The organism is Hamadaea tsunoensis DSM 44101, assembly GCF_000428945.1.
In the GTDB taxonomy this organism is placed as follows: Bacteria; Actinomycetota; Actinomycetes; order Mycobacteriales; family Micromonosporaceae; genus Hamadaea; species Hamadaea tsunoensis.
This window is the reverse complement of the sequence record NZ_KE386823.1, coordinates 85602-105739: the sequence shown is the minus strand read 5'-3', so window position 1 is coordinate 105739 and position 20138 is coordinate 85602. Positions and strand designations below refer to the sequence as shown.

The 20138-nt window shown below is 71.5% G+C and carries 17 protein-coding genes; 7 read left to right on the top strand and 10 right to left on the bottom strand.

The features are described 5' to 3' along the window. Positions 1 to 36: 36 nt before the first annotated feature. On the top strand, positions 37 to 2319 hold the full coding sequence (locus tag G401_RS0142440) for a putative bifunctional diguanylate cyclase/phosphodiesterase (protein ID WP_084558200.1): 2283 nt from the start codon (positions 37 to 39) through the stop codon (positions 2317 to 2319). A 32-nt stretch (positions 2320 to 2351) separates the two neighbouring features. Here the strand turns inward: G401_RS0142440 and G401_RS52170 are convergent, their stop codons facing one another. Further along, positions 2352 to 2951 (bottom strand): hypothetical protein, encoded by a 600-nt coding sequence (locus G401_RS52170; RefSeq protein WP_051368032.1) that lies wholly within the window; start codon positions 2949 to 2951, stop codon positions 2352 to 2354. Positions 2952 to 3020: 69 nt separating this feature from the next. Further along, positions 3021 to 3203 carry a hypothetical protein gene (locus G401_RS0142430; RefSeq protein WP_027347283.1) on the bottom strand — a complete coding sequence of 61 codons (183 nt, stop codon included), beginning with the start codon at positions 3201 to 3203 and terminating at the stop codon, positions 3021 to 3023. Positions 3204 to 3453: 250 nt separating this feature from the next. On the opposite strand from G401_RS0142430, the gene G401_RS0142425 reads away from it, so the two are divergent. From G401_RS0142425 to G401_RS0142415, 3 genes are read left to right on the top strand one after another with little or no spacing between them, the layout of a single operon-like run. Further along, on the top strand, positions 3454 to 4218 hold the full coding sequence (locus tag G401_RS0142425; RefSeq protein ID WP_034594863.1) for a hypothetical protein: 765 nt from the start codon (positions 3454 to 3456) through the stop codon (positions 4216 to 4218). A 23-nt stretch (positions 4219 to 4241) separates the two neighbouring features. After that, entirely contained in the window at positions 4242 to 5030 is a 789-nt protein-coding gene (locus G401_RS0142420) for a PH domain-containing protein (RefSeq protein ID WP_157546850.1), read from the top strand. After that, positions 5027 to 6256 carry an outer membrane protein assembly factor BamB family protein gene (locus G401_RS0142415; protein WP_027347280.1) on the top strand — a complete coding sequence of 410 codons (1230 nt, stop codon included), beginning with the start codon at positions 5027 to 5029 and terminating at the stop codon, positions 6254 to 6256. The genes G401_RS0142420 and G401_RS0142415 overlap by 4 nt, the downstream gene beginning before the upstream one ends. Before the next feature lie 122 nt (positions 6257 to 6378). On the opposite strand, the gene G401_RS0142410 is transcribed toward G401_RS0142415, so the two are convergent. The 4 genes from G401_RS0142410 to G401_RS52165 all read right to left on the bottom strand — a co-directional run bounded on the left by G401_RS0142410 (position 6379) and on the right by G401_RS52165 (position 9630). Beyond that, positions 6379 to 6981 (bottom strand): mycothiol-dependent nitroreductase Rv2466c family protein, encoded by a 603-nt coding sequence (locus G401_RS0142410; RefSeq protein WP_027347279.1) that lies wholly within the window; start codon positions 6979 to 6981, stop codon positions 6379 to 6381. A gap of 125 nt (positions 6982 to 7106) precedes the next feature. Next, complete coding sequence (locus tag G401_RS0142405) at positions 7107 to 8204, bottom strand: GerMN domain-containing protein (protein ID WP_157546849.1); 1098 nt, start codon at positions 8202 to 8204, stop codon at positions 7107 to 7109. Further along, positions 8201 to 8800, bottom strand: a complete 600-nt coding sequence (locus tag G401_RS0142400) for a SigE family RNA polymerase sigma factor (RefSeq protein ID WP_211240995.1) — start codon at positions 8798 to 8800, stop codon at positions 8201 to 8203. The genes G401_RS0142405 and G401_RS0142400 overlap by 4 nt, the downstream gene beginning before the upstream one ends. Before the next feature lie 131 nt (positions 8801 to 8931). Next, a complete protein-coding gene (locus G401_RS52165) occupies positions 8932 to 9630 on the bottom strand; it encodes a TetR/AcrR family transcriptional regulator (RefSeq protein ID WP_211240994.1) in 699 nt (232 codons plus the stop codon). 85 nt (positions 9631 to 9715) lie between these two features. On the opposite strand from G401_RS52165, the gene G401_RS0142390 reads away from it, so the two are divergent. Then, positions 9716 to 11266 carry an FAD-dependent oxidoreductase gene (locus G401_RS0142390; RefSeq protein ID WP_034594859.1) on the top strand — a complete coding sequence of 517 codons (1551 nt, stop codon included), beginning with the start codon at positions 9716 to 9718 and terminating at the stop codon, positions 11264 to 11266. Positions 11267 to 11429: 163 nt separating this feature from the next. Here G401_RS0142390 and G401_RS0142385 read toward each other — a convergent pair whose 3' ends face one another. Together G401_RS0142385 and G401_RS52160 are read right to left on the bottom strand one after the other, a co-directional pair. After that, positions 11430 to 12401 carry a DUF2804 domain-containing protein gene (locus G401_RS0142385; protein ID WP_027347275.1) on the bottom strand — a complete coding sequence of 324 codons (972 nt, stop codon included), beginning with the start codon at positions 12399 to 12401 and terminating at the stop codon, positions 11430 to 11432. Then, a complete protein-coding gene (locus G401_RS52160; RefSeq protein ID WP_034594858.1) occupies positions 12398 to 13339 on the bottom strand; it encodes a LysR family transcriptional regulator in 942 nt (313 codons plus the stop codon). Before G401_RS52160 ends, G401_RS0142385 begins: the two co-directional genes overlap by 4 nt. Before the next feature lie 70 nt (positions 13340 to 13409). Between G401_RS52160 and G401_RS52155 the strand changes: the two genes are divergently transcribed. Then, positions 13410 to 14504, top strand: coding sequence for a TDT family transporter (locus G401_RS52155; RefSeq protein ID WP_051368031.1), 1095 nt, complete (start codon positions 13410 to 13412; stop codon positions 14502 to 14504). On the opposite strand, the gene G401_RS52150 is transcribed toward G401_RS52155, so the two are convergent. Next, positions 14473 to 15783 carry a pyridoxal phosphate-dependent decarboxylase family protein gene (locus G401_RS52150; RefSeq protein WP_169734317.1) on the bottom strand — a complete coding sequence of 437 codons (1311 nt, stop codon included), beginning with the start codon at positions 15781 to 15783 and terminating at the stop codon, positions 14473 to 14475. The two genes, G401_RS52155 and G401_RS52150, sit on opposite strands and share 32 nt — an antisense overlap. An 83-nt stretch (positions 15784 to 15866) precedes the next feature. Further along, positions 15867 to 16505, bottom strand: coding sequence for a helix-turn-helix domain-containing protein (locus G401_RS0142365; RefSeq protein ID WP_027347274.1), 639 nt, complete (start codon positions 16503 to 16505; stop codon positions 15867 to 15869). A 1093-nt stretch (positions 16506 to 17598) separates the two neighbouring features. Between G401_RS0142365 and G401_RS0142355 the strand changes: the two genes are divergently transcribed. Further along, positions 17599 to 19632, top strand: a complete 2034-nt coding sequence (locus G401_RS0142355) for an NAD(+) synthase (protein ID WP_027347273.1) — start codon at positions 17599 to 17601, stop codon at positions 19630 to 19632. Positions 19633 to 20138: the final 506 nt, after the last annotated feature.

Below are 20138 nucleotides of genomic sequence, written 5' to 3'. Positions count from 1 at the left end.
GGGCCGGCCTCGGCCCTGGTGAGAAGAGGTACGCCGATGTCACACGCGACCGTTCCCGGCACCGACCGGGTGACCGGGCGCGCGCGGGGGTGGGCCGGCTTTCTGGCGATCGGCTTCACCGCGGCGGCCGTGTACGCGCTGACGACGGCCGCCTGGCTCTCCGCGCTGTCGTTCTCGGTGATCGGCGTCGGCGCCGGGCTGTCGATCGTGTACGGGGTGCACCGGTACCGCCCGTCGCCGCGCCATCCATGGTGGTTCCTCGCCGCCGCCTGCTTCTTCTTCACCACCGGTGCGCTGCTGCGCGGCTGGGCCCAGGAGACCGGCGCGGCCAGCGTCATCGCCGACTGCTTCACCATCCCCGGGTACGCGTTGATGTTCATCGGGCTCAACGGGTTCCTGCGGTCGCGTACCGGGGTGAAGCGGCACGCGGTGATCGACGGCCTGATCGTCGGCCTCGGGGCCACCCTCGTCTTCGCGATCCTGTTCGCGGTCCCGGCCGCCTCGGTCGTCGGCCGCGACGGCGTGGTCTCGGCGCTGGCCGGGCTCTACCCGCTGCTCGACGGCGTCCTCGTGCTGCTGGTGCTCAATCTCGCCTTCGCCACCGCCCGCCGGGGACCCAGCTACTACATGCTCATCTCGTGCATGTCGCTCATGCTCGTCGGCGACATCGCGTACGCGATCATCGGCACGGCGGGGCGGCTGACCGGCTCGCCCCTGCTCGACCTGCCGTTCCTGCTCGGCTTCACGCTCGTCGGCGGGGCCGGACTGCACCCGACGATGGTCGACATCGGCCGCGACGAGAGCCTGCCGGTCCAGGCGTGGTCCCTGCGCCGGCTCGTGCTGATCCTGCCCGCCCTGGTCGTCCCGTTCGTCCTCGCCGTCGCGATCGGGCATCCGTCGACGCTGGAACGCGTACTGCTGGCGGTCGGCGGGGCGGCGCTCGTCGGGCTCGTGCTGGCCCGGGCGGTCTCCGCCGTCCGCGGCTACGCGGCCGCCCAGGAGCAGTACGAGTACCAGGCGACCCACGACCCGCTGACCGGCCTGCCGAACCGGGCCCGGTGGTTCGCCGAGGTGCGTACGCTGCTCGCCCAGGCCGGGCCGGACGAGCAGGTCTGGGTGTTCTTCCTGGACCTGGACGGGTTCAAGTACGTCAACGACTCGCGCGGGCACCGGGCCGGCGACCAGGTGATCACCGAGGTGGCCGCCCGGCTGCGGCAGTGCGCCCCGGCCTCGGCCGCGATCGCCCGGGTCGGCGGTGACGAGTTCGTGGTCGCCTACGGGGCCGCCCGGCACGACGCCGTACGCCTCGCCGACGACATCCTGCGCACGATCCGCAAGACGCTGAAGATGCCGACCGTCGACGTCGTGATCTCGGCGTCGATCGGGATCGCGCACTCGACCGGGCCCGAGCACGACGTGACCGCCGAGGACCTGCTGCGCGACGCCGACACCGCGATGTACCAGGCCAAGGCGAACGGACGCGACAACTGGGCGATGTTCGACCCGGTGATGCGCGACCGCGTACAGGAGCGGATCGAGATCGACCTGGCCCTGCGCGAGGCGATGGCCGCGGGCTGCCTGCACCTGGAGTTCCAGCCGGTGGTGGAGCTGGCCGGCGGCCGGATCGTGGGCGCCGAGGCGTTGATCCGGTGGACCCACCCGACGCGCGGCGTGATCGGGCCGGACAGCTTCATCCCGGTCGCCGAGGAGTCCGGGCTGATCATCGAGCTGGGCCGCTGGGTCATGCACGAGGCCATGCGCCAGCTCGCCCAGTGGCGCGCGGCGGGCACGGTCGGCGAGGACTTCTGGATGTCGATCAACGTCTCGCCGCGCCAGCTGCGCGACCCGCGGCTGGCCGGCGAGCTGTCGGCGGCGCTGCGACGGCACCGGCTGCCGGCCGCATCGGTCGTCGTCGAGCTGACCGAGTCGGTGATGATCGACCCCACAAGCGGCGCCGACCAGGCCCTGCGGTCCCTGCGCGACCTCGGTCTGAGCCTGGTCGTGGACGACTTCGGCACCGGCTTCTCGGCGCTCGGCTACCTGCGTACCTACCCGGTGACGGGTGTGAAGATCGACAAGTCGTTCGTGGTCGGCCTCGGCCACAACCCCGAGGACGAGGCGATCGTGCGGGCCGTGGTCGCGATGAGCAGCGCCCTGCAGCTGTCGGTGGTCGCCGAGGGCGTCGAGGACGAACACCAGCGCGACCTGCTCGCCCGGGTGGGCGTACGCCACGGGCAGGGCTGGCTGTGGGGGCGGGCCGTCGACGCCGAGACCTTCGCCGCGCTCTGGTCGCCCGGCGCCGTCCAGATCGCCGCCTGAGCGCCGGCCCGCTTCTCAGGATCGGCCGCTTCTCAGGACCGGGGCCGCAGTTCGAAGGCCCAGTACGTCTGGGTGTCGACCTGGCCGGCGAGGACCTCCGGACTCAGCTCGCGCAGCGTACGCGTGATCGCCTGGGGCAGCCCGAGCTGGGCGTTGACCCCGCAGACGTCCAGCGCGGCCACCCCGCCACCGGCCTGGACGTGCGCCCACATCTGGGCGATCACGGTCTCGAAGATGCCGGTGCTGCGGTACTCCTCGTGGATCGCGAAGAACCCGAGGTACCAGACCTGGTGGCGGGCGTACTGGTCGGGCCAGCGGTGGGCGAAGAACTCCGGGGAGACCAGCGGCATGGCCTCCAGGACGTTGGTGAAGGTGGCGAGACCGGTGATCGTCTCGCCGGCGCCGTTGTCGGTAGCGCTGTTGCCGCCTGCGCTGTTGCCGCTTGCGCCGTTGTCGATCGCCAGGTGCTTCTCGACCCGCCGGTCGGCCATGACCGCGTCGAACTCCGGCCGCGACATCACGTGCCGTTGCATCGCCGCCGTACGCAGCTGGGCGAAGGCGTCGGCGTACAGGCGCCAGGCTTGGGACAGCTGAGGTTCGGCCAGAACGTGCTCGATCGCGAACCGCACCATCCCATTTCACCAGTTCCGTCCACATCGCGGAGAACTTCCGCGACTAACGTGGCGGGCTGGGCCGGGCGGCTACTGGGCGAACACTCCGATGAGCAGGCCGGCCGCACCCGCGACGAGGCACACGATCGCCGCGGCCAGGTACGCCGTCGCGTTCGAGCCGCTGGTGTCGCTGCCGTAGAGGATGAAGAAGAGGACCGCGAGCACGACGCCGACCCCGGCGCTGCTGAAACCGTACTTCTTGGCGGGGCTCATCACGCACCTCATTCCTTGTGAAGGGGCCTTGTTCCTGGTGAAGGGGGCCGTGTAAAGGGGTAGGGAGCGAAAGGTGTTGATCCAACGGTAAGACGGCGTACAGGTGGCGTACAGACTTCGATCCAAGGTCCGACACGGGCAGTACACGTTCCGGGTACGCTGAGTGGGCAAGCGGCTGGTGAGCGGCGGGTTCTACACTGCCGCCGTGTCACTCCGAAGCCTGTCACTCCGAAGCCTGTCGCTCCGAAGCGTGTCGCCCCGAACCCTCCGGACCGCCGCATTCGCGCTCGGCGTGCTCGGCGGCGTAGCCCGCCTGGTGGTCGTGATCCGCCTCGACGGTCTGCGCTTCGCCGACCGGTTCGACCGCTACGACACCGGTGACCTCGGGTACCTCGCGGCGCAGGTGGCCGCGCTGGCCGTGCCGCTGGCCGGGTTCGGGCTGCTCGTGTGGATCGCGCGGCCGTACGGCACCTTGATCGTCCACAATGGTGGATTCGTGGCGCCGGCCAGCCCGGTACCGCCCGGGATCGCGGCCATCATGGTGCTCCAACTCCTCGGCGACGGCTGGCCCCGGCATCGCGACGAGACGACGCAGGCGCTCCGGCTGGACCTCGGCGGTGGCGCGCTCGGCTTCGCCGCCGCGTACGCGCTCCTGCCGCTCACGGCCGCGATCGTGCTCCTCGTCCTGCGTACGCCGGTGCTCCGCCTCGATCCGACCGGCTTCACCGTGTGGGAGCGGGTCCGGCGGTCGAGGCACGTCCCCTGGGAGCTCGTGACCCCCGGCCACCCGCACGGCCGGGCGCGTCGCGGGCGGCTTGCGGTCCGGCTGAACCTGCCCCCGCTGGGCATCGGCGGGTACGCCGTCACCGAGGACGTCCCGGTCGGGCTGCTGCACGTACGGCCCGGTGTCGTCGCGGTGGCGATCCGCCATTACGGGGAGCATCCGGAGCACCGGACGGCCATCGGCACCCCCGCCGAACTGGCAAGACTCCAGGCGGTGGCGGCCGGGGAGTGACCACGCCCCCTATGCTGCGGGGCATGTCCCCCCGCGCCCTGCGTCTCCTGCTCGTCCTCTGCGGCCTGTACGCGGTGGCGGTCCGTACGGTGGCGCCGCTCTGGGGGATCCCGTTCGGCCGGTCGCACCGCGAGCTGCCGTTCGTCGTGGTGTACACGCTGACCGGGCTCGGGCCGATCCTGCTGGCGGCCCTGCCGCTGCCCGTGTACGGCTGGCTGCTGTGGCGAAGCCGGCCGCGCGCCACGTTCACGTTGCGCGACGGCGGTTTCGAGGCGCCTGCCGCCGCGGGGAACCTCCTGAGCGCCGTCGTCGTGATCGCGATGATGAGCTCGCCCGGCCTGCTGATGGTGGAAGGGGTACCGGACCGGGCCGAAGCGCGGTTCGTCACCGATCCGGTCTCGCTCCTCCTGTCCCTCGTCGTGAACGCCCTGGTCTTCGGCGTGATGGCGGCCTACCTCATCCTCTCCGGCCGGCCCCGCGTACGCCTGACCCCGGCCGGGCTGACCGTCCGGACCCTGCGGCGGCGGGAGTACGCGTGGGGCGACTTCGTCGCGGGGCGTCCGCTGCCGATGGTGCCGGAACGCGGCTGGGTCCTACGGTTCTCGTTGCGCCGGGTGAACCAGTACGGCGTGCTGTGGACCGCGACCGTGCCCGCGTACCTGTTCCATGTGCGGCCGGAGTTCCTGGCGGCGGCGATCCGCGAGTACGCCGACCATCCCGAGCACCGGGCCGCCATCGGGACGCCCGAGGAGCTGGCCCGGCTGCAGCGGGCCTCCACCGCGCCGCGGATCGGCGTTACCCTCCCTTCGTGACGGTCATCGACCTCGGCGACCACGAGGACTTCGAGCCCGCGCCGGCGCCGCCGCGCCCCGACGTGCGGCGGTACGTGGTGGCGGCCCTGCTCGTGGCGGCGACCCTGCTCGCGAGCGCCTCGCAGCCCGCGGGCGCGGCGCCGAGCGTACGCGCGGTCGGGCCGGTCTCCTCGGACCAGCAGTCCCTGCTCGTCGGGGACACCGCGCTCGGGCTCGACCTGACCGGGGAGACGCTGTCGGCCTACGACGCGGCCGGCGGCGGCATGCTGTGGGCGATGCCGCTCGAAGGGCTGCTCCGGGAGCTGCGCGGGGCGCCGGGGACGGCGGTCGTCGCCACCGACGACGTGTCCCGGGTCGGCGCCGGCGACCTCAACGACCTCAGCACCCACTTGGTCTTCGCCGCTGAGGTACGCGGCTACGACGCGCGTACCGGCCGGCAGGTCTGGGAGCACGCGGGTGAGCTGCTCGGCGCGGGCGAATTGTTCGTGGTACGCGAGGAGGGGCGGCTGACCGCGCTCGACCCGGTGACCGGTGCCGCGCGGTGGACCCGCCCGTCCGCCGCCGGTGTCGACGCATTGTCCACTCCGGACGGTGTGCTGCTCGTCGCCGCCGACGGGACCGTGAGCGCCCTGGCTCCGGCGGACGGCACGGCGCGGACCCTGGGCCGCGTCCATCCCGGCGCCGAAGGCCTGTACGCCTCGCACAACCTGCTCGCCACCCTGGAACACCGCCCGTCCGCCGACGTGATGGTGCTGTACGACCTGCGGACGTTCGCGGTCGAGCAGGAACTCCCGGCGGAGGGCGGCTACGGGGTGTGGGACTGCTCCGGCCAGCTGTGCGTCCAGTCGGGCGGCCAGTCCTCCCAGCTCGGCGGGTCCCGGGTCGGTTCGTCCGGCGGCACGGCCTTCATCGCGGTCTCGCCCGACGCGATCTCCGCCGGCGGCGGCCCGACGGCACCCGGCACGCTGCCGACCGGGATCGCCGACGGCTGGGCCGAGGTCGGCGCGTACGCGGGGCATCGGCTGGCGCTGCTCGGCGTGCCCGGCGGCCGCACGAGCTGGCTGGGTGTCGCGACGCGGGGGCGGTTCATCGCGCTGCTGGCGCTGAACGCGCCGGCCCGGCGGTGCGACATCGGCGAGACCTGGCTGTTGTGCCTGGGGCAGACCAAAGCGGTCGCGGTCAAACTGTCCGAACTGGACGGTCTGCTGCGAGGCTATCCTTCCTGAGAGAGCACACATGGCGGCGCTCCTGGCTGTACTCGCCCCACTTGTGCTGGCTGGCCGAGCGCCAGGTCGGCCAGCCGGGTCGCGGTCGTCGCCGACCGCCACCCGGCGAACCCGGGCGCTGCTCAGTCGAAGATCGGCTCGCGCGTACGCGTGCGCTTGAGCTCGAAGAACCCGTCCGTCCCGGCGACCGCGAGGACGCCGTCCCAGAGCCGCCCGGCGGCCTCCCCCTTCGGGGCCGGGGTGACGACCGGGCCGAAGAAGGCGATCTGCTCGCCGTCCGGGCCGGGCACGTGCACGACCGGCGTGCCGACGTCCTCGCCGACCGGGCGCATGCCGCGTTCGTGGCTGGCCCGCAACGCCTCGTCGAACTCGTCGGTGTACGCCGCGTCGGCGAGCTCGGCCGGCAGCCCGACCTCGGCCAGCGCGGCCAGGTAGAGGTCCCGGTCGAGCGGGTGCTTGTCGAGGTGGATGCGCTTGCCGAGGGCGGTGTACAGGTTGCGCAGCACCTCGTTGCCGAACTTCTCCTCGGCGGCGATGGCGACGCGTACCGGGCCCCAGCCGCGGGAGAGCATCTCCTTGTACCGCTCCGGCAGCTCGGTGCGGTTTTCGTTGAGCACGGACAGGCTCATGACGCGGAACGTGATCCGGACGTCCCGGACCTGCTCCACCTCCAGCAGCCAGCGTGAGGTCATCCAGGCCCAGGGGCACATGGGGTCGAAGTACATATCGGCGACGGTCACCCTTTTACACCTAGCACCGAAAAATGAATTCCGCACAGTTGAGTGATCAACCACACGGGGGTGACCGCCGCCGGCGTTCAGTCGAGGTTCGGCGGAGATGCAGCGCGGGTTCAGCGGACGGTGAACGTGTGGTTGTCCATCGCCTGGATCGAGCTGTCCTTCGCCGAGATGTAGAAGCCCTCGACCGTGTAGGTGCCGGCCGTCAGGGCGCCGGTGCGTACGACGGCCGTTCCCTGGGTCGGCGGGCCGGCGCTCAGGTGCACCGACTTGTCGAAGACGATCTTCCCGGCGGAGTCGCGGACGCGTACCCGCATCGTCGCCTCGAACACGATCCCGGCGACGTTGATCGTCACCGGCCCGGCCGGGTAGGTGGCGCCCTGCTGCGGATCGATCACCCAGACCGGGGCGAGCGTGTCGACGGCCGCCGCCCGGCGCAGCGTCCCCTGCACGGGCAGGAGATTCCACAACTTGCCGACCGGCTTGCCGTCGAGCAGCAGGCGTACGCCGGAACCGCCGCTCGCGGCCGTGACGGTCCAGATCAGCTGCTGCAGCGCGGCCTTCTCGGTCGGCGGGTCGTACGCGTTCACGGCCGCCCCGGACAGGTCGACCGTCGTGGTGTCGCCCGCGACCGTGACCGAGCGCAACCGCGTACTGGCCGGCCAGCTGCTGATGTAGTCGTGGTCGTACGCGGTACGCCCGTCGAGCATGGTGCGCACGGCGAACCCCACGCGGTCGGTGACCGACTGGGCCTGCGGCGGCGCGTGGAACTCCCGATACAGCTTCGGTACGCCGCCGATGCTTCCGATGTAGTAGACGGGCACGGAAGCTGCCGAACCTCCGGATGTCGAACCGCCGGATGGGTTCGGCGGCGACTCGGGCGGCGAGGCCGCGGGCGAAGCGGAGGACTCGGCGGAGGCGGCCGGCGGCTGGCCGGAGGGTGTGGCGACCGGCCGCGGTGCGCAGCTGCCCGCCGAGAGGACGACGGCGGTGACCGTCGCGGCGGCGGCCGACGCCGCGCCGAAGGTGAACGTGAGCGGCATGACTCCTCCTCGGATTCGGTGCCACCAGCCGCGGCGACGCGTACGCGCCCGGATCGCGGACAGGGCGTCGGGGGCGACGTCCACCGTGGCGGCCCGCGCCTCCAGGGCCGCCCGAAGTCGCGACTCGGTGGGGTCCGGCAGCCGGCTCCCGGTCGTATCCCCGGTCATGACGTCACCTCCCATCCCTGTCGCAACGCGGCCAGGCCCCGCGAACAGTGGCTCTTCACGGCCCCCCGGCTGATGCCCATCGCCTCGGCGATGTCGGCCTCGGACAGGTCCAGGTAGTAGCGCAGGATCAGGGCTTCCCGCTGGCGCTCCGGCAACCGGCCGAGCGCCTCGATCATCCCCGCGTGGTCGAGCGCCGCGAGGGCCCCGTGCTCCGCCGACGGCACCGTCGCGGGCGGGGGCTGGCTCTCGGCGTACCGCTGGCTGACCAGACGCCGGCGAAGCACGGACCGCGACCGGTTGACGATGCACTGGCGCAGGTAGGCCAGGGCCTTGTCGGTGTCGCGGAGGCGTCGCCAGCGCGCGTGCAGCTCCACGTACGCGTCCTGGGCGAGCTCCTCGGCCCGCCCGGGATCGCCGGTCAGCAGCGCCGCGAGTCGGACGAGCGGCCGGTAGTGCGCCCGGAACAGGCGCGTCACCGCCTCGTCGGCGTCCCACGTGCGCGGATCGGCCGCGTCCTGCATCTGCATCCCTGGGGCGTACGCGCCGGACCGGCCCGCGTCGAGGACGGGGTCGGCGGAGCGCAGTCGGGGTGCCACGTCGAGGAGACGCGCGGCACCCGTTCTCGGTTTACCGCTCTGAGCAGCAGATTCCCATGGGAAGCAGGCGAGCGTAACCGGGCGCCCGGCCGACCGCCCCCGCCTGATCCGCCGATTCTCCCAGCCCCACCTCAGGAGGAGGCAAGGCCGGCGAGGGCGCGGTCGATCGCGTCGAAGCCCTCGTTGTACAGGCGGACCAGGTCGGCGTTGACCAGGAGGTGGTCCTCGCCGGCCGTGATGCGGCGGGCACCGGTGAGGAACACCGTCCGGTGGACCGCGACGATCGCGGCCGCCGCGTACCGGATGCGGAAACCGGCCGGGTCGGCCCCTTCGGCTTCGCCGAGCAGGGCGGCGACGAGGTCCTCGAACTCCTGCACGAACTCCCGGGCCCGGTTCTGCAGGTTCGGCGAATCCACCACGACCCGCCAGAAGTCCTGGAAGCCGGGCTCGGCGTACCCGCTGAGGGGGTGCCGCTGGGCGAGCAGGTCGAGGAACATCCGCCGCAGCGCCGCCAGCGGCGGGGTGTCGCCGCGGTTCCGGAAGGCGGCCGTGACCATCTCGGTCATCTGCGGGAACCGGTCGAAGAAGAGGTCTTCCTTGCGCGGGAAGTAGTTGAAGACCGTCTTCACCGAGACGCCGGCCGCGTCCGCGATCTCGGCCACGGTCACCGCGTCGAACCCGCGCCGCACGATCAAGCCGGTCGCCAGGTCCGCGATGAGCTGCCGGGTCTGCCGCTTCTTGCGCTCGCGCAGCCCCAGCCCGGAGCCGGGTTCAGAGCTGATGTCAGGGCTTGTGTCAGAGCTGGTGTCGGAGCTGGGTTCGCTGTCCACCTCCCGACTCTAACAGAAACTACACTTGCTAAAAAATTTTAGTGACGGTATGTTTCTAGCGACAGCAAGATCATGGGGAGGAATCATGCTCGAGTACGCCGAAGTCATCGTCGCCGGAGCCGGTCCGGTCGGCCTGATGCTCGCCTGCGAACTGCGGCTGGCCGGAGTCGACGTGGTCGTCGTGGAGCGGCGGACGGACATCGACCAGACCATCAAGGCGGGGGCGATCAACAACCCGACGATCCGGGCGCTCGACCGCCGGGGCTTCCGGCCGCGGCTGGAGGAGGCCCGGGCCGTGGCGCAGGAACAGATGGCGGCGTTCCTCCGCTCGCAGGGCGCCCCTGCCACCGCCCCGGGAACAGCGCCGCAGCCGCCGGCCCGGCCCCGGTTCGCCGGGCACTTCGGCGGCATCATGCTCGACGCGGGCGCGCTCGACCCGGAAGATCCCGACCTGGCCGCCGACAGCTCGATCGCGGGCCTGGGAATGATCGGCCAGCAGGCGCTGGAGGCGATGCTGGCGGAGCGGGCCGGCGAGCTCGGCGTCGACCTGCGCCGGGGCGTCGAGGTCACCGGTTTCACCGAGACCGCCGACCGCGTCGTCGTGCAGACCACCGCCGGCGACATCGAGGCCGGCTGGCTGGTCGGCTGCGACGGCGGCCGCAGTCGCGTACGCAAGCTGGCCGGCTTCGAGTTCCCGGGCACCGAACCGGAGATCACGGCGTACCAGGCGATCGCGCGGATGACCGGGACCGAGGGGCTGCGCGGCGGCTGGAACATCACCGACACCGGCGTGTACGCGTTCGGCCCCGTCCCCGGCCGCATCCTGGTGGCCGAGTTCGGCGGGGCGCCGGCCGACCGGGACGCCGCCGTCACACCGTCCGAACTGGAGGGTGCCATCCGTCGCGTGACCGGCGTCGAGGTGACCGTCGAGGCGATCCAGACCGTGACCCGCTTCACGGACAACGCCCGGCAGGTTCCCGCGTACAGGAAGGGGCGTGTTCTGCTGGCAGGCGACGCCGCGCATGTCCACTCGCCGTTCGGCGGGCAGGGTTTGAACCTGGGCTTCGGCGACGCGGTGAACCTGGGCTGGAAGCTCGCGGCGACCGTACGCGGCTGGGCGCCCGCGGACCTGCTGGACACGTACACGGCCGAGCGCCACCCGATCGGGGCGTGGGTGCTCGACTGGACGCGCGCGCAGATCGCCGTCATGCGCCCGGACCGGCACGCGCGGGCGATCCGCGCGGTGCTCGGCGATCTGGCGTCCACGATGGACGGAGCGACCTACCTGGCGAAGAAGATCGCGGGTGTGTGGCAGGGCTACGACCTGCCCGGCGACCACCCGCTGACCGGCCGGAGCGCCCCCGACCTGGCCTTCGCCGACGGTACGCGGCTGGCCGACCACCTGCACGAGGGCCGGGCACTGCTCATCGACCTGACCGGCGGGTCACTCGGGGAGACCGCCGCGGGCTACGAGGACCGGCTGAAGGTGCTCAGCTCCACTGTGGAGGGCAGTGATCTGCGAGCCCTCCTCGTACGCCCCGACGGCTACGTGGCCTGGGCGTCGTCGTCGGCGGACGCGGACCCGGCGGAGCCGGCCAAGGCCCTCGCCCTCTGGCTCGGCCTTCCCACCCTGTAACCCCGCCCACCCCGAAAGAGCACCCCCAAGATCCCGTTTGGATCAGGGAAATCACCCGAATCATGGCCCAAGATTCGGGTGATTTCCCTGATCCAAACGGGATCTTGGCGCTTGGCGCTTGGCGCAGGGGGAGGGGTGGGCGCAAGGGGGAGCTGGGGGCGGGTCACCAGCGGTTGCGGGCTTCTTCCGCCCAGCCGGTGAGGCCGTCCAGCGGTACCCGTTCGCCGTCGTCCGCCTCCGCCCAGCCGCTGAACTCGCCGAAGCACTGGTGCGTCTCGTTCGCGAGGATGCCGAGGTTGGTCTTGGCGACCCGTTCGTGGAACGGGTGGAACGCCGCCTCGACCCGCTCACCCGTGATCTTCCAGGGCCGCAGCCAGTCCGCCCGGTCGTACTCCCACCGGAGGTCGGATCCGATCTTGTGCAGGCGGCCGTCGACGAACAGCCCGTTCTCGGTGAGCCCGGTGCCGTCCGTCCAGCGGCCGCCGAGCTGGACGCCCCGGCCGGGAGCGCAGCCCGCCGCCCAGTTCCAGCGGATCGCGTACGGCCACTTGCCGCGGCCGTGGTCGAGGACCGCGAACGCGTCGTCGACGGCGACCGTCCGGCCGTTCAGCGTCAGGGTGCCGGTCGCGGGGCGACCCAGATCCTTGACGGTGTACTGGAAGCGCCGCGCGCTCCACGGGATCACCACGCTCAGCGATTCGTGGCCGGGCGGCAGCGGGACCGTCAGGTCTATTGCGAAACCGGGCGCGCTCGCCGTGATCGTGCTCCCAGTCGGGTTCTGGTCGATGGCCAGCTGAAATCCGCCGCCGCGGGCGCGTACCGGGCCGGCGCCGCTGACGTCGGGGAAGCTCGTGTTCGCCGCGAACGGGACCACCGCGTCGCGGGTGAACTCCTCGCCGGTCGCCCGGTCGAGCACGTAGATCCCGTGCACCCCGGCGTAGTCGAGGGAGGAGGCGGTCAGGCCGAGGATGTGCGTCGGCGTGACGACGCCCCAGTACTCCCAGCGCTTCACCCGGCCCCAGCCGCGCAGGTTCGACCGGTGCAGCGGCGTACGGCTCCAGCCGACGGCCGCCGGGTTGAGCCGGGCCCCCGCGCACAGGTCGACCGGCTCGGTGATCTCCCGCTCGTGCGTCATCGCGCGAGCTTAGACCCAGTTGATCGAGATCCGGCCCGGGTGGTCGCGATCGCGAGGAGGTCGGCGGCGGGACCGCCCGGCGGCTGCCGTGTCGGCCAGACCGCCCGCAGTACGCGTTCCAGCGCCAGCCCCGGCACGTCGACCGCCACCAGGGCACCCGTACGCAGTTCGGCGCTCACCGCCAGCGAACTGAGCACGGCCGCCCCGGTGCCCGCCGCCACGGCATGCTTGATCGCGGTCGTCGACGACAGCTGCAGCAGCGGTTCGGCGACCTCGCCGATCCCGTGGGCCGCGAGGGCGGCGAGCAGCGCGGCCCGCGTACCCGAGCCTTGTTCGCGCATGATCAGCGGTGCCGCCGCCAGCTCGCCGAGGCCGAGACGGCGGCGCCGGGTCCAGGGGTGGCCCGGGGCGACCACGACGAGCAGGCGGTCGGCGGCGATGTCGCGGGCCCGCAGCCCGGCGGCGACCTGCGGGCCCTCGATGAAGCCGAGATCGGCGTCGCCCGCGTGCACGGCCTCGACCACCTGGGCGGTATTGGCGGCGCGCAGGCTGACGGTCAGCTCGGGCCGCCCGGAGCGCAGGGTGACGAGCCAGGCGGGCAGCAGGTACTCGGCCACCGTCTGGCTGGCCGCGACGCGGAGCCGGCCGTGGCGGGCCGAGCGCAGCGACGCGGCCCCGGTGGCCAGCGTGTACGCGGCGTCCAGCACCGCCTGCGCCCAGTCCACGACGAGCGCGCCCGCGTCGGTGAGCGTCGAGCCGCGCGGCGAGCGCCGCAGGAGCTGGACGCCGAGGGCCCGTTCGAGCTGCCGGAGGCGGGCGCTGGCGGCCGGCTGGGACATGCCGTGCTCGGCGGCCGCCCGGCCGAGGCTGCCGAGCCGGGCGACCGACAGCAGCAGGTCGTAGCTGGTCAGATCGGCGACCTCGGGCGGCAAAGGCATAACCAGAGGTTATGACCTGGAAGATGATCGAGGTCTACCGGCCGCGCCGTCGGGTCGGCAGATTGGAGGCATGAGCAACCAGCAGACCCGCCCCGGCCCGCACTGGTACGCGATGGTGATGGGCACCGGCATCGTCGCCACGGCCGCCGCCGGGCTGCCCGTCCGGCTGCCCGGACTGCGTACGGCGGCGACAGGGGTGTGGCTGCTCGCGGCCGGTCTGCTGGTCGCACTGACCGCCGGCTGGCTCTTGAATCGGGCAAGAGAACGCCTCCAGAAAGACCGGCCCCGGGGAGACCGGCCGAGGAGCTACGCGGATCCCGTGCTCTCCCAGTACTGGGGCGCGCCGCCGATGGCCCTGATGACGGTCGGCGGCGGCGCCCTGCTCCTCGGCCGGGATCTCCTCGGGTCCGCCGCGGTCGCGCTGGCCGCCGCCCTCTGGCTCGCCGGTACGCTCGGCGGCCTCGTGGTGGCCGTCGCCATCCCGTACCAGATGATGACCCGGCACCGGATCGGACCGGACGCGGCCTTCGGCGGCTGGCTGATGCCGCTCGTGCCGCCGATGGTCTCCGCCGCCAACGGGGCGCTGCTCGTCGCGTACGTGCCCGATCACGGGCTGGCCCAGGGGCTCGTGGTGGTCTGCTCCGCGCTGTTCGGCGTCTCCGCCCTGTCGACCCTGATCGTCCTGCCGCAGCTGTGGCAGCGCCTCGTGCACCACCACCTCGGGCCGGCCGCGCTGGTACCCACGCTGTGGATCGTGCTCGGGCCGCTCGGCCAGAGCATCACCGCCGCGCACGCGCTCGCGGTCGCCGCCCACGGCACGCTGCCCGCGCCCTACGCCACCGGCGCCGAGGTCTTCGCCGTGCTCTACGGCCTGCCGGTCGCCGGTTTCGCCGCGTTCTGGCTGGCCCTCGCGCTCGCGCTGACCGTGCGTACCGCCCGGGCGGGGTTGCCGTTCGCGCTGACCTGGTGGAGCTTCACGTTCCCGGTCGGCACGCTGGTCACCGGCCTGTCCGGGCTGGCCGTCCAGACCGGTGCGGGCGCCCTGCGCGTCCTGGCGTGCGCCGGCTTCCTCGCCCTCGCCGCGGCCTGGCTGACGGTCGCGGTCCGCACGGTCGTGCTGCTGCGGCCCGAGCTCAGGCCGGCGGTCCGGCCGGCCCGCGCCTGACGGCCGAGCGCACCAGCTCCAGCACCGCGTCGATGTCCGCCGCCGTCGTCCCCGGGTTCACCACGCAGGCCCGCAACCCGAACACCCCGTTCACCGTCGTCCCCGCCAGGAACGCGTCCCTTTGCACATCCGCGAGTACGCGACGATTCTGCGCGTCGAGCTCGTCCAGCCGCACTCCGGCGGGCCGGCCGCGGAAGCAGACGACGCTCAGCCCGCGGGCCAGGAGTTCGAGGTCCTCGTCGGCCTCGACGGCGGCGGCCAGGCGGTCCGCCATCGCGAGGTCGTGCCGGATGAGGTCGGCGTAGCCGCGCGTACCGAGATGGTGCAGGAGGAACCAGATCTTCAGCGCCCGGAACGGCCGGGTCTGCTCGAAGCCGAACTCGCTGAACCACGGCTCGTCGTCCGTACGCAGATACGCCGGCACGAGACTGAACGCGTCCCGGGCGAGCGCCGGGTCGCGCAGCAGGACCAGGCCGGCGTCGATCGGCGCGTACAGCCACTTGTGCGGATCCATGGCGATACTGTCCACTCGCGACAGACCGGGGCGGTGGTGCGCGTACTCGTCGAGGAACAGCAGAGCGGGCAGGCCGTACGCGCCGTCCACGTGCAGCCACACGTCCAGTTCGGCGCAGACGTCCGCGATCTCGTCCAGCGGATCGATCGCGCCCGTGTTCGTGGTTCCCGCGCTGGCCACGACCGCCACCGGATGCACTCCCCGGGCCCGGTCGGCGGCGATCAGCGTACGCAGATGGTCGGGATCCATGCGGAAGTCCCCGCCGACCGCGACGGTACGCACCCAGGCCGAGCCGAGACCGAGCAGTTCCACCGCCTTGCGCGCGGAGCCGTGGCCCTCCTCGCCGACGTAGACGGCGAACCGCGCGTCACCCTGGAGGCCGGCGGCGCGCACGTCGATCCCGGCGCGGGCGGCGGCCCGGTGGCGGGCGACGGCGAGCGCGGTGAGCGTGGCCGTGGAGCCGCCGCTGACCAGCAGGCCGCCGCTGCCCGCGGGGAACCCGGCCGCGTCGGCGAACCACCGCACCACCTGGTGTTCGATGTGGACGGCCGCGTGGTCGCCGCCCGCGACACTGGGGTTCATCGCGGCCGCGAGCGCGTCGGCGGCGATCCCGGCCGGGTGCGGCGGCGAGTTGACCCAGGCCAGGAAGCGGGGATGGCCGTTGCCGAACGGGTAGGGCGCGATCTTCTCGCGGAACTCGGCGAGCACGTCTCCGAAGGGGCGCCCGTCGGCCGGGATCGGTTGCGCCGCAAGCTCCTCCCTCAACTCACGAGGGTACGGCCGGTGCGGGGGAGCGTCTTTCAAGGCGTCCAGATAGGTCACGATCGTCCGGGCGACCTCGTAGGGGTTCATCCTTCGCTCCTGTGGCCGTCGACGTCCATCGCCAGGTAGTAGACGCAGTCCTCGGCTCCCGGATTGGCGAAGCCGTGCCGGCGGTCGCCGGCGAAGTAGGCGCTGTCGCCCGCCCGCAGGTCGACGGGCTCGCCGTCCAGGGTGAGCCGCAGAGTGCCCGCCTCGACGGCCACGTACTCCCGGGACCCGGCCGCGTGCGGCGCGAACTCGCCCGCGTCGACCCCGCCGCCGATCGTCGTACGCATGAACTCGAACTCGACACCCGGCAGGACCGGGCTGAGGATGCGGCGCTCCCACCCGGCCGGGTCGCGGGCGACCTGCTGATCGGCGTGGCGCAGCACGACCGGCTGACCGTGCCGGCCGTCCTGTTGCCGGCCGTCTTGCTGCTGGCCGTCTTGCTGCTGGCCGTCCTGCCGCCGGCCGTCCTGGTGCTGGTCCTGCAGGAGGCGGGCGATGCTCGTGCCGAGGCCGGTCGCGATGCGGTCGAGCGTGAGCACGGTCGGCGTACGCCCGCCGCGCTCCACATCGGACAGCATGCTGCGGCTCACCCCGGAGGCGGCCGCGAGCTGTTCGAGAGTCAGGTGCCGGGCCCGCCGCAGGGCGCGCAGCCGTTCACCGATGGCTTGGGTGTCCACGCGTTCCACTATAGCGGAATTCCGTTATAGCGGAACCTGCTGGCCTTCCGCCTCGGGTCTTTGTCTCGACTGTCCGATATGGGTAGCGCTTGAGGATGCGTGGGCCGCGGTCTTCGTGCACCGGCCTTGATCATGTAACGCATATCTGTCGAAATCCGCCCGCAACAACATATTTGCGCTACATGATCAGGGCTCGGCGATCAACTTCGACATATGCGTGCGACATGATCATGGTCGGCGAAGCGAGAGTCGGGCCGGCGGGGCGATCGTTGACGGCTGAGGTGTGAATACGGCCGCCAGTTGCATGATCGATGACGGTTCTGGAGCGCGTTGACCGCTCATGGCTGCACCTGACCCGTCATTGATCATGCAGATCAGGCCGGAATCACACCTCATTCGTCAACGATCAAGAAATCGGTGATCCCCGTTCACCTGATGGAAGATCGTTCTCATATCGCGGACCGGGCTGCCGGCGAGGCGACGCTGTATCGGACAGTCGGGACAAAGTCCGGGCCGGCAAGCCCGCGGACCGGCATGATCGCGACCATTTCCTTGATCATGTAGCGCTATTCCGGCAAGGAAGCGCTCTCCCGCCGATATGGCGTTACATGATCAAGGCTGGACCGCTCCCATTGCCGGAATGGCGCTACACGATCAAGGTGTCGGACGTGCTCCCGGAGCAGATACGCCGCCGGCGAGGTCTCCCCCGGCCTTTGTCGCGACTGTCTGAAACTGTGACTGCCCGAAAGCCGTGGCTGTCCGAGAGCTGCGCCGGCCCGAAGCTGTGACCATCCGAGCGCTGTGGCGGCCCGAAAAGCTGCGAGCGGTCGCCCCTCACCGGCCAACGATGCACCGCCCATATCGGACAGTCGCGACAAAGGTCGGGGTGAAGGGTGAAACCGTGACCAGGCCGCGGCGAAGGATGCGTCGCCCCACTCACCTGGCAGTGGAGGCGCCCCGCGCCGGAACGGTCTCCCGCGCGAGGAGCGGAGGTGAGATCGACGAACCTGGGACATGAAATTGATCTTCAAAAAGGATCTTTGCTAAGGATCTTGACTACGACCCGGACCGTGCGATCTGACATGATGGTGCCGTGAACTTCCGTTCGATCTACCAGCACGGATTCGCTCGTGTGGCCGCCGTCACCGGCCACACCGCCGTCGCCGACCCGGCCGTCAACGCGGAGACCGTCCTCCGGCAGGCGCGCCATTGTTCCGGCGAGGGCGTGGCCGTGGCCGTCTTCCCTGAGCTGGGCTTGTGCGGGTACTCCATCGAGGATCTTCTCCTGCAGGACGCCGTGCTCGACGACGTGGCGGCGGCCCTCGCCACCGTCGTCGCCGGCTCCGCCGATCTGCTGACGGTGTTGGTGATCGGCGCGCCGCTGCGGCACCGCAACCGCGTCTACAACTGTGCCGTCGTCGTGCACCGCGGCCGGATCCTGGGCGTCGCACCGAAGTCGTACCTGCCGAACTACCGGGAGTTCTACGAGCCGCGGCAGCTGGCGGCCGGCCCGGACGAGCGCGGCGGAACGATCACGATCGCGGGTACGCAGGTCCCGTTCGGCGTCGACCTGCTCTTCGCCGCCGACGACGTCCCCGGCCTCGTGCTGTACGCCGAGATCTGCGAGGACATGTGGGTGCCGATCCCGCCGAGCACGGAGGCGGCCCTCGCGGGGGCGACCGTGCTCGCCAACCTCTCGGGCAGCCCGATCACCGTCGGGCGGGCCGAGGACCGGCGGCTGCTGTGCCGGTCGGCGTCGGCGCGGTGCCTGGCCGCGTACGTGTTCGCGGCGGCCGGTGCGGGGGAGTCGACGACCGACCTGTCCTGGGACGGCCAGACGATGATCTACGAGAGCGGCGTGCTGCTCGCCGAGACCGAGCGCTTCCCCGCCGAGGACCAGTACGCGATCGCCGACGTCGACCTCGACCTGCTGCGCCAGGACCGCGCCCGGATGGGCACGTTCGACGAGAACCGGCGGGCGCACGCGGCGCGTACGGACGGCTATCGCGAGGTGCGGTTCCGGCTCGACCCGCCCGCCACCGACCTCGGCCTGCGCCGCCGTGTCGAACGCTTCCCGTTCGTGCCCGCCGATCCCGCCCGGCTCGCCCAGGACTGCTATGAGGCGTACAACATCCAGGTCGCGGGCCTGCAGCAGCGGCTCGGCGCGATCGGCGGCCCGAAGGTCGTCATCGGCGTCTCCGGCGGCCTGGACTCGACCCACGCCCTCATCGTCGCGGCGCGCGCGATGGACCGGGCGGGCCGGCCGCGCAGCGACATCCTGGCGTTCACCATGCCCGGCTTCGCGACCAGCGACCACACCAGGGACAACGCGCACAAGCTGATGGCCGCCCTGGGCGTCACCGCCGCCGAACTCGACATCACCCCGACGGCCCGCCTGATGCTCGCCGAGATGGGCCACCCGTTCGCCGACGGCGAGCCCGTCTACGACGTCACCTTCGAGAACGTCCAGGCCGGCCTGCGCTACGACTACCTGTTCCGGCTCGCCAACCAGCGCGGCGGCATCGTGCTCGGCACCGGCGACCTGTCCGAACTGGCCCTCGGCTGGTGCACGTACGGCGTCGGCGACCAGATGAGCCACTACAACGTCAACGCGGGCGTACCGAAGACGCTCATCCAGCACCTCATCCGCTGGGTCGTCAGCATCGGCCAGTTCGACGCCGAGACGAGCGCGACCCTGGAGGCCATCCTCGACACCGAGATCAGCCCCGAACTCGTCCCCGGCGAGGAGATGCAGTCCACCGAGTCGAAGATCGGCCCCTACTCGCTGCACGACTTCACCCTCTTCTACACCCTGCGCTACGGCTTCCGTCCGACGAAGATCGCCTTCCTCGCCTGGCACGCCTGGCGGGACGCCGAAGCGGGGGCGTGGCCTACCAACTTCCCGGCCGCGAAGCGGAAGGCGTACACGCTGGCGGAGATCCGGCACTGGCTCGACTACTTCTGCCGCCGCTTCTTCGGGTTCGCGCAGTTCAAGCGGTCCGCCCTGCCCAACGGCCCCAAGGTCTCGCACGGCGGCTCGCTGTCACCGCGCGGCGACTGGCGGGCGCCGTCGGACTCATCGGCAGACGCGTGGCTGAGGGATCTTGCTCGGATGTCCGATCTCTAAGGCCATATTCAAGATCAAATTCATGTCCCGGGTTCGTCGATCTCACCTCCGCTCCTCGCGCGGGAGACCGTTCCGGCGCGGGGCGCCTCCACTGCCACCTGAGTGGGGCGACGCATCTTTCACCGTCGTTCGGTCGCTGTTTCACCCTTCGCACCGGCCTTTGTCGCGACTGTCCGATCTGTAGCTCGGCCGTCGGGTCCGGCGATGATCGTTCGCGGTTCCGATGTAGTTTCGGGGCCTGTGCTCTCGATCCATTACGGCTGAGATGTAGCTATAGGCCGATTTCCTGCATCTCCACCGCTATGGATCATGGGCGAGGGATATGTTCTTACATCTCAGCCGCGGTGGATCATGTCCAAGCGGTCCAGTCATCCCCGGCGGCCCGGGATGCGGGAACGATCTTCCGCCATGCGGACACCGGCTCCTGTTTCGTGATCGTTTACGGCTGAGGCGTAGTTTCGGCTCGAACTGCACGATCGTCTACGCGTCAGGTGTAGCGGAAGCCG